Annotated in this window: 8 protein-coding genes; 7 read left to right on the forward strand and 1 reads right to left on the reverse strand. The window is 40.2% G+C overall.

The features are described 5' to 3' along the window. The first annotated feature begins 182 nt into the window (after positions 1-182). From J7E67_RS07980 to J7E67_RS08005, 6 genes are all read left to right on the forward strand, one after another. Positions 183-2,579, forward strand: coding sequence for a glycoside hydrolase family 32 protein (locus tag J7E67_RS07980; RefSeq protein WP_214715150.1), 2,397 nt, complete (start codon positions 183-185; stop codon positions 2,577-2,579). A 340-nt stretch (positions 2,580-2,919) separates the two neighbouring features. Continuing rightward, positions 2,920-4,245 (forward strand): glycoside hydrolase family 68 protein, encoded by a 1,326-nt coding sequence (locus J7E67_RS07985; RefSeq protein WP_214731329.1) that lies wholly within the window; start codon positions 2,920-2,922, stop codon positions 4,243-4,245. After that, on the forward strand, positions 4,245-5,612 hold the full coding sequence (locus J7E67_RS07990) for a glycoside hydrolase family 68 protein (protein WP_251026627.1): 1,368 nt from the start codon (positions 4,245-4,247) through the stop codon (positions 5,610-5,612). The genes J7E67_RS07985 and J7E67_RS07990 overlap by 1 nt, the downstream gene beginning before the upstream one ends. 15 nt (positions 5,613-5,627) lie before the next feature. Further along, positions 5,628-6,974: a glycoside hydrolase family 68 protein gene (locus J7E67_RS07995; RefSeq protein ID WP_214715156.1), complete on the forward strand. Its 1,347-nt coding sequence runs from the start codon at positions 5,628-5,630 to the stop codon at positions 6,972-6,974. 127 nt (positions 6,975-7,101) lie between these two features. Continuing rightward, positions 7,102-8,499, forward strand: a complete 1,398-nt coding sequence (locus J7E67_RS08000; protein WP_285291919.1) for a sucrose-specific PTS transporter subunit IIBC — start codon at positions 7,102-7,104, stop codon at positions 8,497-8,499. A 59-nt stretch (positions 8,500-8,558) separates the two neighbouring features. Further along, positions 8,559-9,413 (forward strand): PRD domain-containing protein, encoded by an 855-nt coding sequence (locus J7E67_RS08005; RefSeq protein WP_214715158.1) that lies wholly within the window; start codon positions 8,559-8,561, stop codon positions 9,411-9,413. Between the two features lie 85 nt (positions 9,414-9,498). On the opposite strand, the gene J7E67_RS08010 is transcribed toward J7E67_RS08005, so the two are convergent. Further along, positions 9,499-13,929, reverse strand: a complete 4,431-nt coding sequence (locus J7E67_RS08010; RefSeq protein ID WP_214731331.1) for a pullulanase X25 domain-containing protein — start codon at positions 13,927-13,929, stop codon at positions 9,499-9,501. Between the two features lie 391 nt (positions 13,930-14,320). Here J7E67_RS08010 and J7E67_RS08015 point away from each other — a divergent pair, with 391 nt between their 5' ends. Beyond that, complete coding sequence (locus tag J7E67_RS08015; protein ID WP_214715160.1) at positions 14,321-15,388, forward strand: LacI family DNA-binding transcriptional regulator; 1,068 nt, start codon at positions 14,321-14,323, stop codon at positions 15,386-15,388. Positions 15,389-15,870: the final 482 nt, after the last annotated feature.

The following is a 15,870-nucleotide window of genomic DNA, read 5'->3' on the forward strand; positions in this document are numbered from 1 at the left end:
GATAGGATCAAATAACCTAGAATAATCATGTGAAATTCAATATTGCAGGATTGCGACTGGTTAGCAGGCAAGACCTAAAATGAGTGAAGGACAGAATATACCTTGTGTATATGTCCTTACCCATTTTAGGTTTTTTTTGTTATTAAGGTTGAATTCACTGTACTAGATAAGGAGTTTTTAAGATGAAAAAGAAGAGGATTATATGGATAAGGCTGCTTGTTTTGGCATTATGCTTCCTGACGATTACAGGAGTTTTGATCAAAAAACAGATGAAAAACAGATTAGACCTAACCAATATCAATCAAGAGAAGGATCCGCCATTAGACCTGGTGCTTAGCAACGATGCCCTTCATCAGTGGGGATTTGATGAAGGGGCTGGAAACGTCACTCGTGATCATGCTCAATCCTTGTCGTCTGTTATTCATTATGCATTAAAATCAGATCCGGAATGGAAAAACGGCATTAGTGGTAAAGCATTATTATTTGATGGATATTCCAATTTGCTGGACATTGCTTCGGAAAAGGTTCATAACCCAGCTGGATCTTTTTCGATTGAAGCATGGGTTGCCCCAAGAGCCTATGAATGGGGAGACAATGGACAGCCCTCTGTTATTATCAATCAACATGATAAAGGAAATAAACAAGGGTTTATGCTCGGAATGGGACGGCATGGTTATATCACGTTTCAGCTGGCCTTAAACGGTGAATGGCAGGAAATTTGGTCGCCAGAGGGTAAAATTTTGCCGAAGGATCAATGGTCTTACGTTGTTGCACAATTTGATAAAGAAACAAATAAAATCTCACTCTATTTAAACGGAGTACTCGTTCAAGAAAAAGCAGTGCCTCCTAATAGTGAGTTAACACCAGCAACTCATATTCCGTTACTTGTTGGAAAACATAATCAGGCAGTCGCTGTGTCTGATGTGTTCCAGGTAAATATGTTTAATGGATTAATGGACAATGTTTCCCTATATAGTAAGGCATTTAGTAATGAATATATTAAACATCACTATGAAGAAGCCATTAACAGCTGGAACAATAAACTGCCTATACCAGATACTTTATTTGATCGAACGGTTTATAAAGGAGACCGCTATCGTCCTAATTATCATTTTACTGCACCACAGCATTGGATGAATGAACCACATGCACCCATTTACTATGACGGAAAATACCATTTATTTTATCAGTTTAATCCAGCTGGTCCTTTTTGGCATCAGATTCATTGGGGACATGCTACAAGTAAAGACATGATTCATTGGGAAGATAGTCCCGTTGCTTTAAGCCCGACAGAGGGAACAGCAGCCAGGGATGGAGTTTGGTCCGGAAGTGCAACATATGACGATAAGGGGGCACCCGTTCTATTTTACACAGCAGGACACGATGAAATGAATCCGAACCAAATGACTGGTATGGCACGGCCAGAGGAGGAAAATGATGTAAACTTAAAACATTGGATCATGAATCCTGATCCTGTAACAGTACAAGAGGAAAATATGGAAACACCAAAAGGAAAGGTATTGTTTGGACAATTTCGTGATCCATACGTATGGAAAGATGAAGACAAATGGTACCAGCTTGTTGGATCAGGTATAAAAGAGGCAGGTGGAACAGCTTTACTTTATACTTCAGAAGATCTTGAACACTGGAAGTATGAAAAACCATTGATGATAGGTGATAAAGTGAAATATCCGCGTACAGGAGATGTATGGGAACTGCCATTTTTAGTTCCGATTAAAAACAAGGAGACTGGTGAACAAAAATATGTATTCATGATCAGTCCTTATTTTATGTCCCCTAGTCCGGATGCAGCTCGTTTTACATTTTATTGGATCGGGACTTGGGACCCAGATCGGTTGGAGTTTATCCCTGAACATGAGGAGCCTAAACTGTTTGATTATGGTGAACATTTTACAGGAGCACAAGGTTTTACAGATGGGAAAGGCCGTACCATCGTGACAAGTATTTTGCAAGACAGGCGTTCGGAAAGGGAAAAATATCAATCAGGATGGGCACACGGGGCTGGGCTGCCGCTCGAAATCTATTTAAATGATAAGCAAACTCTTGGAATTCGTCCGATTGAAGAGGTGCAGTCACTTCGAAGAGAAGAACTGGCATCCGCCCAAAATGTTACAATGGATGAAGTAAATAAACAGCTTCAAAAAATCAAAAGCGATCAATTCGAAATCGAGTTGGAATTCGATGTTTCAAATGTAAAAGCTACAGGATTAAAACTATTAAAATCCCCAAATGGACAGGAAGAAACGATTATTTTTTATGATAATGAAAGGAAAAGCATTCATATTGATCGCCGGCATTCAAGTATAAATCCTGAAATTGAAAAGGGAATTCAAGGTGGTGAGCTAAACCTTGAAGACCATATTTTAAGGGTACGCCTATTTGTTGATAAATCAATAGTGGAAGCATACGTCAATAATGAAATAAGTATTTCGTCCCGTGTATTTCCAATATTGGATCAATCGAAAGGCCTCGAAGTATTTGGAGTGGATGGAGAACCATTTATACGTTTGATGAGGGTATGGAGTATGGCTACAGCCATTGAAGGAGAGAAAGATTAGCCTTACGGGTTTAACTCTATCTAATGAGTTTTGTATTGGTTATATGAAAATATAACTAGTAAATCCTAATAGAATTAAGAGTATATTATCCTATTGTAGGAAATTGTCGAACAGAATATAATGTTCCCTGTAAACAAAATTATGCGGGATTGTGACTGGTAAAGCAGGCAAGACCTAAAGTGTATGAAGGGCGAAGTGTACCTTTTTGGTAGACGTACCCTTGTACATTTTAGGTCTTTTTTTGTTCTCTAAAAAAGGATTTTAACTAGTTTGAATAGACTAAAAATTCTTAACAGACACAATGTTCCCGCGAAAAATGGAGGATTTAGGGGAAATGGAAATGAAAACTCGTAACAAATCGAAATTGAAAAAGCTGGTTTTGACTGCCGTTGTTGCTGCCAATTGCCTGTCAGTATCAACTGCATTCGCAGCGGAAATTAGTACAGATTACACATCCATCTGGTCACGTCAGCAAGCAGAAAAAGTAATGCCAACAGACAAAACAACAGCACCGAAAATTGATCTTAATTTTGATCTTGTAGCACCTGATCAATGGGTATGGGATACATGGCCATTACAAAATAGAGATGGTTCAATGGCGATTGTCAATGGCTACCGAGTGGCTTTTGCATTGGTAGCACCGCGCTCTTTAGGATGGGGTGAGCGCCATACAGAAGCAAGAATTGGCATGTTCTACTCCAAAAATGGCAAAGATTGGACGTACGCAGGAATCCCTTATGACTATAATAAAGCCCTGGGTCATATGCAATGGGCCGGTACAGCAATGCTGGATGACAATGGAAAAGTGCATTTATTCTATACGGCAACCGGTGAAAAAACAAATTGGGATAACAATGGATGGGATAAAAGAGCCGTACAGCGTATTGCCAAAACAACCTTTGATATTCAATCGGATAAAGACGGAGTTCATCTGACGAATGAAGGGAAACACCAAGTCATTCTTGAAGCAGATGGAAAATATTATGAGACACTTGCACAAGCGAATAGTCCCATCATTACGGCATTCCGTGATCCATTCTTCTTCCAGGATCCGAATACAGGCAAAGACTATATTATCTTCGAAGGACAAGCTGGAAGCGATAGAGACTTTATCAAACCGGAAAATATCGGTGATGAAGAATACCGCAAAACCCATTCCGTTCCTGGCGGAGCCGAATTGTATAACGGTAATATCGGGATTGCCGAAGTACTTGATAAGGACGTAACCAAATTGAAGCTTCTTCCGCCATTGCTTGAGTCGGTTGGAACCAATCACCAGATGGAACGTCCGCACGTGGTAGTAAATGGAGATGATTATTATCTATTTACCATTAGCCATACCTTTACTTATGCTCCTGGCCTGACTGGTCCTGATGGTGTTTATGGTTTTGTTGGCAAAGGGCTGTTCGGCGGCTATAAACCAATGAACGAAAGTGGTCTTGTTATTGCGAATCCGAAGGAAAACCCTTATCAAGCCTATTCTTGGATGGTTCTTCCAGACCAGCAGGTAATCAGCTTTATTAACGAGCCGAAAGATGAGAACAGCAATGTGAAATTTGGTGGTACATTCGCCCCAACTCTAAAAGTGAAGCTGAATGGAGAAACATCTGAAGTTGTAAAAGAAGGTAAAGCGGGCGAAATTAAACCATTCGGGGCAAATCGATAATGATAACTCGAAAAGGAGAAAGAAGGATGACCGTTATGAATAGGAAAGCAGTTTCTGCGATCGTTTTAGCGGCAAGTGTTGTTGTCTCAACTTTTTCAGGACTTTCTGTAAAAGCAGAAGAAACAGGGCTAACGACAAATTGGACACGGGAACAGGTGTCGAAAATCGAACTTAATCAAGATAATACCTTACCTTATACAAATATAAGTAAGCTAGAGAAATTATCACCTGATTACCATATTTGGGACACATGGCCCCTGTTGGATCGTGATGGAAATATCGCTTCCGTAAAAGGCTGGAAAGTGATGTTTGCCTTATCTGCTCCAAATGATGTGCTGCCTGGAAAAGTACATGACATTGCAACAATCCGCTATTTTTACTCGAAAAATGGTAAGGATTGGACTCTTGGCGGGACACTTTTCCCAGAAGGAGCTTCATTAGGTTCCCGTGAATGGGCTGGATCTGCCATGGTCGATAATGGGGAAATTCATGCCTTCTATACGGCAACTGGCCATAGAGGGGAAGAGCGATTGACATTTGAGCAGCGTATTGCTGAGGCATCCGGTGATATTATTGCTGATAGTAATGGAGTTCATTTTGAAAATTGGGGCAAACACAAGATCATTTTAGAGCCGGACGGTAAATATTATCAGACGAAGGAACAAGCTCAGCAAGGCGAAGGCGGCGGATATGCTTTCCGTGATCCGATGTGGTTTAAAGACCCAAAAACGGATAAGGAATATATTTTATTTGAAGGAAATTCAGGCGGTACTGTAGGGGAGCGCACATTTAAACAAGAATATGCCGGAAGTTCCGAGTATACCAGCAATAACCCGGTACCTGCTGGAGCTGTTCATGCCAATGCGAATATTGGTATCGCAGAGGTAGTGGATGGTGATCCTTCCAATCTAAAAATGCTGCCTCCTCTTTTGGAAGCAAATTATGTCAACGAAGAATTGGAACGCCCGCATATTGTAGTAAAAGATAAAAAATATTATCTCTTTACTGACAGCCATATCAATAAATATGCTGAAGGGCTGCAAGGACCTGAAGGGATGTATGGATTTGTTTCCGATACCTTGATTGGTGGTTATCAGCCGCTGAATAAGAGTGGTTTGGTTTTAGCCAATCCTCCAGGAAACCCATACCAAGCGTATTCATGGCTTGTCCTTCCTAATTTGAACGTCGTCGGGTTTGCTCATTTTGGCGATTTAGGCGACATGTCAATTGGTGATGTTGGAAACCAATCACCAGAATTCCAATTTAGCCATTTTGGAGGCACGTTGGCTCCTACGATACAGCTATCAATCAAAGGCGACACGACAAAAATAGCAAAAGAATTAAGCCCTGGCTGGATTAAACAATAAGGAAATGATTTAAGAATGAAATGGAATAAAGTTAAAAAAAGCCAATCTATTATAGCAGTGATTATCGGTTTGTTTACTATATTCACACCAATTGTCAGCCCAAGCGTTTCTGCCCAAGAAAATGCAGATACATTCAACTGGACCAGAGAAAATGTCAGTAACCTAACAATAAATGATCAAAATACAGCACCAAAGTTTAATAAAGATGAGCTTGTTGAAATTTCGTCAGATTCTTATATTTGGGATGCATGGCCCCTGCAGGATATGAATGGTCACCCCGCAGTGGTTAACGGCTTTAAAATCATTTTCGCTTTATCGGTTCCGAAGGATGTACTTCCTGGAAAACGCCATGATACAGCTGAAATTCATTATTTTTATTCCAAGGATGGAAAGAGCTGGGAGTCAGGGGGGCCGGTTTTTAAAGATGGAGAAGCATTGGGGTCCAGACAATGGGCCGGCTGTTCCATTGTGAATAAGGATGGGAAATTGCAAATCTTTTACACAGCAACGGGGCAAAAAAATGAAGCTCAACTAAGCTATGATCAGCGGCTGGCAACTGCAACGGCTGATGTTCGTACAACAAACACTAGTGTGACCTTTAAGAATTGGTCCAAACATGAAATAATTCTTGAGGCAGATGGTAAATACTATCAATCAAAGGAACAAATAGGGCAGGAAGAATCTTCTTATGCGTTCCGCGATCCGTATTTTTTCCAGGATCCAAAAACTGGCGAAGAATATCTTTTATTTGAAGCAAACACTGCAGGAAAGCTTGAAGACCGTCCCTATAAAAATGGATATATTGGTTCGGAAGAATTTCGCCTGAACCATGTAACCCCTGAAAGTTCAAAAGCTTTTAATGGCAGCATTGGTATTGCCAAAGCAACCAATAAAGATTTATCCAAATTTGAATTGCTGCCGCCTCTATTAGAAGCAAATTATGTGAATGACGAACTGGAGCGGCCTAGTGTCATCGTAAAAGGAAACAGCTACTATCTTTTTGCAAAAACACACACGGAGAAATTCGCATCCGGTCTTGACGCACCGGAAGGATTATATGGATTTACTTCAGACTCTCTTTTTGGAGGCTATCAACCGTTAAATGATAGTGGGCTTGTCATTGCAAATCCTACGGATAATCCGTATCAAGCATATTCCTGGATGGTTATGACGAATGGCACTGTCACGAGTTTTGTGAATTATGTTAATGTAGACGGTAAAGATATGTATGAAGTTGGCGAGCAATCACCGGAGTATCAAATGGAGCATTTCGGTGGAATGCTGGCGCCTTCCTTAAAAATATCTATCACACGGGATGAAACAAAGATTCTTCATGAAAAGCAGCAAGGGGTTTTTAAATAAGACACAGTTGTGGCGTTCAGTTTTCTACTGAGCGCCACTGTGCATTATTAAAGCATTTGTCATTATTTACCTAAAATCAATATACAACATGATGTGAAACAGACAATTCATGAATTCAAGGTGGAAGATGAACATACAAGACGAACGGAAAGAACCTATAGCTATGGCTCAAAGTTTAATACCGTTATTAGGCGGCAAAGAAAATATTATTAATATGACCCATTGCACGACTCGATTACGTTTTGAGCTTCAAGATGAAAGTAAGATTAATAAAGTTGCAATAGATGAAATGATTGGTGTACATGGGACTTTTTCCCGAATGGGACTTTTCCAAATTATATTAGGTCCCGGTATTGTCAATAAGGTATACAGGGCAATTCTTGAAACAAAGCCAACTCCAGTTTCTGTCATCTCCAATACAGAGCCGCCAAAGGTGAGAATGAATCCATTTATTCAATTTGCCAGGACATTGTCGAATATTTTTGTTCCTATTATTCCAGCTATTGTTGCAAGTGGTTTACTAATGGGACTTATAGGAATGATCAAGGTGTTTCAGTGGGCACCGCCTGACAGTTCATTAATGAAAATGTTGGATATCTTTTCAAGTGCGGCATTTATAATTTTGCCAATATTAATTGGCTTTTGTGCTGCTAAGGAATTTGGAGGCAATCCAATCCTGTGTGCAGTGATAGGTGGGATTTTAACTCACCCTTCCCTATTAAATCCTTCCAAGCTTGGATATAAAGTACCGGAATATATGGAGTTTCTAGGGGTTGATATCCCTTTAATAGGGTATCAGGGAACCGTAATACCGATATTAATTTCTGTCTTTTTTATGAGTAAGCTCGAATTGCGCTTGAGAAAAATTGTACCAAGTGCATTAGATCTATTTTTTATCCCATTTTTAGTCATCATATGTATTGGTTCTATCTCACTTTTAGTAATAGGCCCGATCTCATTATTCATCGGTGACATGATGACAAATACGTTTCAGCTTATCTATCAATCTGGAGGTGCAATAGCCGGATTTTTATTTGGCGGCTTATATTCTCTCATTGTGGTAACGGGGCTGCATCATACTTTACATGCAGTTGAAATGGAATTGCTTGCAAATCCAAAGATAGGTGTTAACTTTTTATTGCCAATTTGGTCTATGGCCAATATGGCTCAAGGAGGAGCGGGGTTAGCCGTATTTTTTAAAACCAAGAATGAGAGACTGAAAAAAATTGCAATCCCTTCAGCTTTTTCAGCATTTTTAGGTATTATTGAACCGGTTATTTTTGGGATTAATATAAAACTTTTCAAACCATTTATAGGCGCAGCAATAGGAGGTGCTTTTGGAGGAGCGTACGTGGTTCTTACTCATGTAGTTGCAAACTCTTATGGCTTAACAGGAATTCCAATGATTGCTATTGTAGCTCCATTAGGGATTTCAAATTTAATGCATTACCTTATTGGTCTTGGTATCTCTGTAATTACCGCATTCATAGCTACTTTGATTCTTTGGGAGAAGGAAGAAACCTAATATTGTAGTCAAGATTAAAATCACAGGTAATGCAAGAGCAAAAGAGGAAGGTGAAAGATATGAGAATTAATAAAATCTTAAATAATAGTGCGGTTGTAGTGAAAGACATAGACGGAGAAAAGATCGTGATGGGAGAAGGAATAGGATTCCAGAAAAGAAAGAATGATCTGGTGAATCAAGCTAAAATTGATAAAGTTTTTGTCATAAAGGATTCAAATGAGCATAAAAAATTCGAAGAAATATTACAATTATTACCGGAAGAGCATATAAAAATCGCAGAAGAAATCATCACTTATGCAGAAAAGGAATTGGGTGTCATGATAAACGAGCATATCCATGTCGCTTTTTGTGATCACTTATCATTTGCCATTGAACGATTAACAAATGGCATTTCCATTAAAAATGCGCTACTTGATCAAATTAAAATTCTTTATGTAAAGGAGTTTCAAATAGGACTTTGGGCAAAGGCGTTAATCAAAGAAAAGTTAGGAGTAGAAATTCCTGAAGACGAAGTAGGTAATATTGCATTGCATATCCATACTGCTAGGATGAATGCAGGAGATATGCAGGAAACGATTGATACCACTACGACTATTCAAGAAATTACAAGAATAATTGAAAGTTGTTTAAATATAAATATTGTGGAAGATACGATGTCATATGAACGATTAATTACCCATTTGCGATTTTCGCTCAAAAGTTTATTATCAAATGAGACGAACCATGATTATGACCAAAAAATGGCTTCGATGATCAAGGAAAATTTTAAAGAAGCATTTTCCTGTGCAAAAGAAGTTGGCCAATTTGTTGAAGGGAAATACCGTGTAAAATATCCTGATGCAGAGTTAATGTATATTTCCATGCATATTCAAAGATTCTATAATCGAGCTGTTATGCGGAAACAACAGATGTGAAAGCTGATGTCAATACCAAGTCGCTTTTCTTAACTTTCGGCAAAAAAGGTCTGCCATGATTCCGGCAGACCTTTTCGATGACCACTTATTTGGTCTCGCTAATCGTTTTTGTAATGACATCGATTACATAATTCTTTGTATTCTTGTTGATGGAACCGCCGTCCCCTTTAAAGATGGTGGACTTGGTTGTATCATTTGGTGCAATGTGAACAGGTACTTGTGTCTGACCTGCTTGAACGGTAAAGGATTGAGTGAAATTCATATCATTTCCGACTGTCACTTTTTCCCCATTGATAGTGAGGTCAGCTCCCTTAATTGCATTCCCCTTTATAGTCATAGTTGATCCATTGACATCGATTTGGCTGACTGCCAGCGGCATATCAATCCAGCGCAGAATGGTATCCTGTACAACCATTTTGTTGTTCCCTTGGTTGGTGACCACAATTTTCATATCGGTTCCTGCGGCACCATAGCCGTAGTTACTAATATCGTCATCCGAATGATCGGATGGCGTATGATCTGCTAACCCTTCATGATCCCAAGTATTATCCCTCGTATATTTATACGTAAGCTCAGTTCCTTCTTCAAGCTCCACTGTGTATTCCCAATCAGGCGTGACAGCGCCATTACGGCTCATAGTCCAGGCACTAGTATTCCAACCATTCAAGCTGCCTGGTATATTGACCTGCGCTGCTAAAGGTGTATAATCCGGTGCATGAACCTTTAAGGTTACTTGTACCATAACAATTTCAGGGGTTACACTTACCTTGTTGGATTCTACATGGTTTCCAGCCTGGTCATAGACACGCACTTGATATTGGTAGGCAGTTCCATTTGCCACCTGATAATCACGGAAGGTGGCGGCGCTGCCGTCCAATGTTGAAAGAATTTGGCCGTCACGGTATATGACTGTTTTAAATGGCTGATCCGGCTGCGTGAGTTTCCAGTTCAAGTTGACCTGACCGGATTCCTTGATCGGAGTGTCCAAAGTAACATCATTAGCAGGCGGGGTAGTATCAGACGTGCTGTGTGAAAAGGTCACTTCACCAGTAATTGAGTAAACCCATGTATTCCCTAAATCCGGCGTAAAGGCCATTCGGTATTCATATGTGCCCGCCTCATACGCTGTAAAGCTTCCCTGAAACTCATTTGCCTGGTCTCCCTGAGTCTGGCCATTATACAAGGCTTGGTAAGATGTCCAAGCGGTTTGGCCTTTCATTCTTACTTGGAGATCGGCCGTGATTCCTTCTGCTGCACCAGTTTCTGACGCACCTGGCAGGTAAAAAGCTGCTTTAACATTGGAGGACTGTGCCAGATTCAGTTCTCCGTTGTCTAAAGTAGTCAGGTCCTTAATACTAGCCTTTGCAGCATCGTAATGAGGCACAAGGCCGGATGAGGCAGCAGGTACAGATTCATTACCACTTTCATTCAAGGCCGTCACAGTAAAATAGTAGGTACGACCATTATTTAAATCGGAAATGTTCACAGATGTACCTGTAGTTTCCTTCACTTTTGTCCATAATCCACCTGAAACTGTAGATTGATAGACATTGTATTTTGTACCTGTTCCTGTTCCTGTCCAGCTTAAAGTAACCTCCTTAGAACCAGCTGTGCCGGTAACTTCTTTAACAGGCTGTGGTTGTTTAACATCATTAACCGTTATTAACATTCTTCCGGACTCTGCTGGAACTGTTAATGACAGCTTGCCATCCTTCGTTGTAGTCAGATATTTAGGGTCCAATTGATCCACAAAACGAAGACCATTCGCGAGCAGCACTTTTGTATCGATATCAACCGTTTGTGTGGTTTTCCCTCTGTTAATAATGACAAGGCCAGATTTTGTTTCTTTTGTCCGGACATAGGCTAACACATCACCCTTTGCGTATAAGTGGTGCAGATCGCCATGAGCGAATAGGTCAGCATTTTCCTTGCGAATTTGACCAATCTTTTGATAGTGTGCAATCAGGTCTTTGTTTTCGTTCCCCCACGGATATGTGCGTCGGTCATCAGGGTCTTTGGATCCTGTTTGACCCGCTTCATCACCGTAATAAATGGTTGGTGCTCCAGGGTAACCCATTTGCAGGATAGAAGCCAGCTTCAATCGCTTCACACCTTCATTGAAATTGTAGTACGGATCTTGTTCTGCTCTGTTATACGTATCAGTGCCGTTGCCCAGCAGGAATACTGCCCGTGCCGTATCATGGGACCCCATCAGGTTCATGAGGGCATAAAAAGCTTCCTTTGGATAGTCCTCCTGTATAGCGAGAAGGGTGTTTTGTGCATTAGCGGCATTACCGTTCTTTAAGTAATCCAAAATGGCTCCGCGGAAACGATAGTTCATGACTGAGTCATATTGATCCCCTAAGAAGTACTTGGATGCATCATCCCATATTTCACCTAGAATAAGTGGCTCTTCTTCTTTTTGAAGTGTTTTTCCGGCTCCTATCATAGTCTTGGACTTCATTTGCTTGCGGAATTCCTGCCAGAAGGAACTGTCCACTTCATTAGCTACATCCAGGCGCCAGCCAGATGAACCTCGATCAATCCATGTTTTTCCTACTGAGTCCTTGTCATAAAAAATATAATTTGCCAATGCTGTGTTGTTAAGTTCACTTGGATGGTCAACCTTTGTGCCGTTAACGGATTCGAATACAGGAAGACTGTCGTATCCCCACCAGCCTTCATACTTATAATGCTCACCCGTCGAAACACCGTTGACTTTTTCATTTGGAACTTTAACATTTTCAATATGGAACCAGTTTTCAAAGCCGTATGGGCTAAAGGTTTGTCCTTCAGCCAGGAGTTGCTGTTTGGCCTTATCCTTAGCTGCAGTTTCAGACAATTTTTCGTTATTCATTAAATCGTAAATACGAGACCAGTATTCATAGGCACCCACTGTTTTATATTTGTGGTAGCGGTCAAAATAGATGGAATCATCAGCCACATGATTAAATACCCCGTCCAAAATCAGGTGCATGTTCCGTTTAGACAATTCCTTGGCGAAATCCTCGAATTCTTTTTCCGAGCCAAACATCGGATCCACCTGTTTATAGTCTGTTGCATCATATTTATGGTTGGACGGTGCAAGTGCAATTGGGTTTAAATATAGGGTATTGACGCCAAGTGATTGAAGGTAATCAAGCTTCGCCTTAATACCAGCAATGTCACCGCCAAAGAAGTCGTTTGTAAATTCTCCGTCCCCTGTGTAGGAGCCAGTGCCTTGTTCATATGGATTATCCGGCAAGGATGACCAGGAGTCGGGATGTTCTATTGGCTGGCTGCCTCGGGCTCCAATCTGATCCTTTACATGGTCATTTGCTTTGTTGCCGTTATAAAAACGGTCCGGATATATTTGATAAACAACAGCTTCCTTCATCCAATCCGGTGTTTGATAGCCCGGGTCGAAAACGGTCAATTGGAAGAGTCCTGCATTTTTATCCTCCGCTTTACCGGTATGACCTTCCTGTGTGTCTTCTCCGTATTCCACTGTTGTATCCTGATCCCCGGCAATGAATTTATAGCCGTGAACTCCTTTGTCAGACGGTGTAAAGGTGGCTTCCCAGAACTCAATGGCACCTTTGTCTTTTGTGTCTGACCAGCCTGTATTCTTCATTGAAAGAACCTTTGTTGTGCCTGTATTATAGTTTTTCACATACAGGCTGGCTCTGGTCAGGTCACCCTTTTTAGCCGATACTCGGAAGGTGACAGGTTTGCCTGCTGGAACTGCCCCAAACGGCGTCCGGTATACTTGGTCCCATGAATCATGATAAAGAGCATCCTTATCTATCATGCCATCAGATCCAATAGGTTTATAATCTGAATAAACTTCTTTTGTTTGGTTGTTATAGAAAAATGTGATTGTCGTATCAGAGAGTACATTCAGCTTCTCATTTGAACCAGGATAGGATTCCGTCCAGTCCTTGCCCAATACAATCTTGTATTCGTAGCTGCCTCTAGGTACCTTTGCAGTAAAGGAATAGACGTTATCAAAATGGGTGTCCTCCATTAATGCTGTTGAGTCTGCCGGACTCCATGCAGTCCCTGCGTGAATGGCAGGTTGAATGGTTCCTACTAAGCGGGGCTTTTTGTCCTCATTTAAAAGTGTGTAACGGGTACTATCAGCAATGGCATGGGTATTGTCATTGTAGTAGAAGGTGACTTTTTTTTGTTCGGTCAGAGTTAGTTTAATGTTGTTTCCACCAGGCGCGCCGCCGTCTCCGTAATTTTCGGACCAGCCTCCTCCAATGGCGATTTTGTATTCATATGTCCCTGACGGCAGTGTGCCAGTAAGGCTATACAAACCATTTCCTTGGTAATCCATTTGCGTTTTAACAGAAGATGGATCCCAATCTCCTGAATTTCCTAAAACTGCCTGCAGACTGCCAACAAGTACAACCTGCTTTGGTGTTGTTTCTGCCGCTTTGGCTGTTTGACTTGTCACAAGTCCAGAAAATAACTGAAGAATTAGTCCAACTACGGTAACAAGCGACAGTAGTGTTCTCTGATTTCTCTTCATGAAAAATCTCCTTTCCCTAACTCTATTAATATAGGAAAGCGTTTGCATGTAGTTGCACAAAAAAGCCGTATGTAAGATCCTTAGAGGACTGGGTTAGTGTGCAAACGTTTGCGCAATCACTTTCAAAATTTATTATATCTTTTTCTCAGCACAATTCAATAGAAAACCAGAAAAAAATCTAAATTTTCTGATACATCATTACCAAAATCGGGAAGTCATTATTTTTTAGCTGTATAACTGGTTGTAAACACTTTATAATAAAGGGTGGATTGTGCAACCGATTTCGTAAATGTAAGTGCTGTAAAGACGATGGAATATGCAAAAATGACCGTTTCTATTATATTAAAATTAGTAGTAGAATCAATTAACTTCGAATGAGAGGGGAGAAGAAATGGCTGTTACCATCAAGGATGTGGCAAAGCTTGCAGATGTCGCACCATCAACTGTTTCAAGAGTAATTGCCAATAATTCACGAATTAGTGAAGCAACGAAACGAAAAGTTAAAAAAGCAATGGAACAGCTAGGGTATCATCCTAACCAAAATGCCAGAAGTCTTGCCAGTCAATCAACCCAAACAATAGGGCTTGTCATGCCGAGTTCTGGAGATGTCGTTTTTCAGAATCCGTTTTTCCCTTCTATTTTACAGGGAATAAGTGAGGGGGCCCGTGAAAAAAAATATGCTTTGCAAATGACAACAGGGAAATTAGAAAAGGAAACACTTGAAGCAGTTATTAATATGGTACAAGGGAAAAGAGTAGATGGCATGATTCTTCTTAACTCCAAGGTGGAGGATAAAGTCATTTCGTACTTAAGAGAAAGGGATTTTCCTTTTGTTGTTATTGGAAAACCTTCTAAAGATGCAGAAGAAATCACACATGTTGATAATGATAATGTTCGTGCCATGAGAGAAGCTACTGAATACTTAATAGACCATGGCCATCGGAAAATTGCTTTTATTGGAGGGAACCCAGAACTAATGGTTACGGTTGACCGGTTGAATGGGTATAGGCAGGCTTTAAAAAAGGCAAACATTCCTATAAAAAATGAATATATCCTTCATGAGGAATTCCTAAGGGAAGGCGGTCAAGAGGCGGTGAGTGAGTTAATGGCACTTGAGCAACGCCCAACTTCACTCGTAGTGGTTGATGACTTAATGGCACTAGGTGTACTTAGTACATTAGATGAGCTGGGAATCAGGGTTCCGGAAGAAATCTCAGTCGTTAGTTTTAATAACGTCCTCTTAGCAGAAATGTCCAAACCACCCTTAACTTCAATGGATATTAATATTTTTGATCTTGGATACCAGGCATCCTGGAGTTTAATTCAAAAAATAGAAAACAGAACAGAACCAACCAAGCGCATTATCATTCCTCATAAATTGGTTGAACGTCAATCATGCAGTCACCAAATTCCTTTAACCATAGATGAACAAAAGGCAGATGGTAACGAGAATCTATAAAGATTCCCGCTATACCGTCTGCTTTTCATCTATTAAGTTATATATCTTCCTTCGATTTTACATTGGTTATTTTTCGATAATCCACACGTTACTGAAATTCTAGAAGTAATCTATAAGTCAGCTCAAACGGGAGAAGCGATTTATTTTAATGAATAAACATGCCATTATGGCTGTCATTTAGGTGCTTATAAATTTCCAAACTATAAGCAGGGAGTAGATGATTCGAAGCATTCGATGTGATTTGCACCGAGTGCTTTTCTTTATTCTTGCGAAAAATGGGCGAAAGGTCATTTAACACGTTAATTGAACTTTGAAGGAAGAATGAAAAATAGCAAAATAATAGATATTTCAATTATATTATCTATGTTTATTTGCATATCCAAGATATAAGATGTAATCAAATAAGTAATGTTTTGAAAAAGCAGAAGTGAGAATTAAAGAAAACCTATCGAGAAAATGATGGCAAAAAAAGGAGATATAAA

It is taken from the genome of Bacillus sp. ISL-46, from assembly GCF_018613205.1.

What these genes read in the sequence shown, in the direction of transcription:
- J7E67_RS07980 (WP_214715150.1), top strand. Translation starts at nt 183, where the DNA reads ATGAAAAAGAAGAGGATTATATGGATAAGGCTGCTTGTTTTGGCATTA.
- J7E67_RS07985 (WP_214731329.1), top strand. Translation starts at nt 2,920, where the DNA reads ATGAAAACTCGTAACAAATCGAAATTGAAAAAGCTGGTTTTGACTGCC.
- J7E67_RS07990 (WP_251026627.1), top strand. Translation starts at nt 4,245, where the DNA reads ATGATAACTCGAAAAGGAGAAAGAAGGATGACCGTTATGAATAGGAAA.
- J7E67_RS07995 (WP_214715156.1), top strand. Translation starts at nt 5,628, where the DNA reads ATGAAATGGAATAAAGTTAAAAAAAGCCAATCTATTATAGCAGTGATT.
- J7E67_RS08000 (WP_285291919.1), top strand. Translation starts at nt 7,102, where the DNA reads ATGAACATACAAGACGAACGGAAAGAACCTATAGCTATGGCTCAAAGT.
- J7E67_RS08005 (WP_214715158.1), top strand. Translation starts at nt 8,559, where the DNA reads ATGAGAATTAATAAAATCTTAAATAATAGTGCGGTTGTAGTGAAAGAC.
- J7E67_RS08010 (WP_214731331.1), bottom strand. Translation starts at nt 13,929, where the DNA reads ATGAAGAGAAATCAGAGAACACTACTGTCGCTTGTTACCGTAGTTGGA.
- J7E67_RS08015 (WP_214715160.1), top strand. Translation starts at nt 14,321, where the DNA reads ATGGCTGTTACCATCAAGGATGTGGCAAAGCTTGCAGATGTCGCACCA.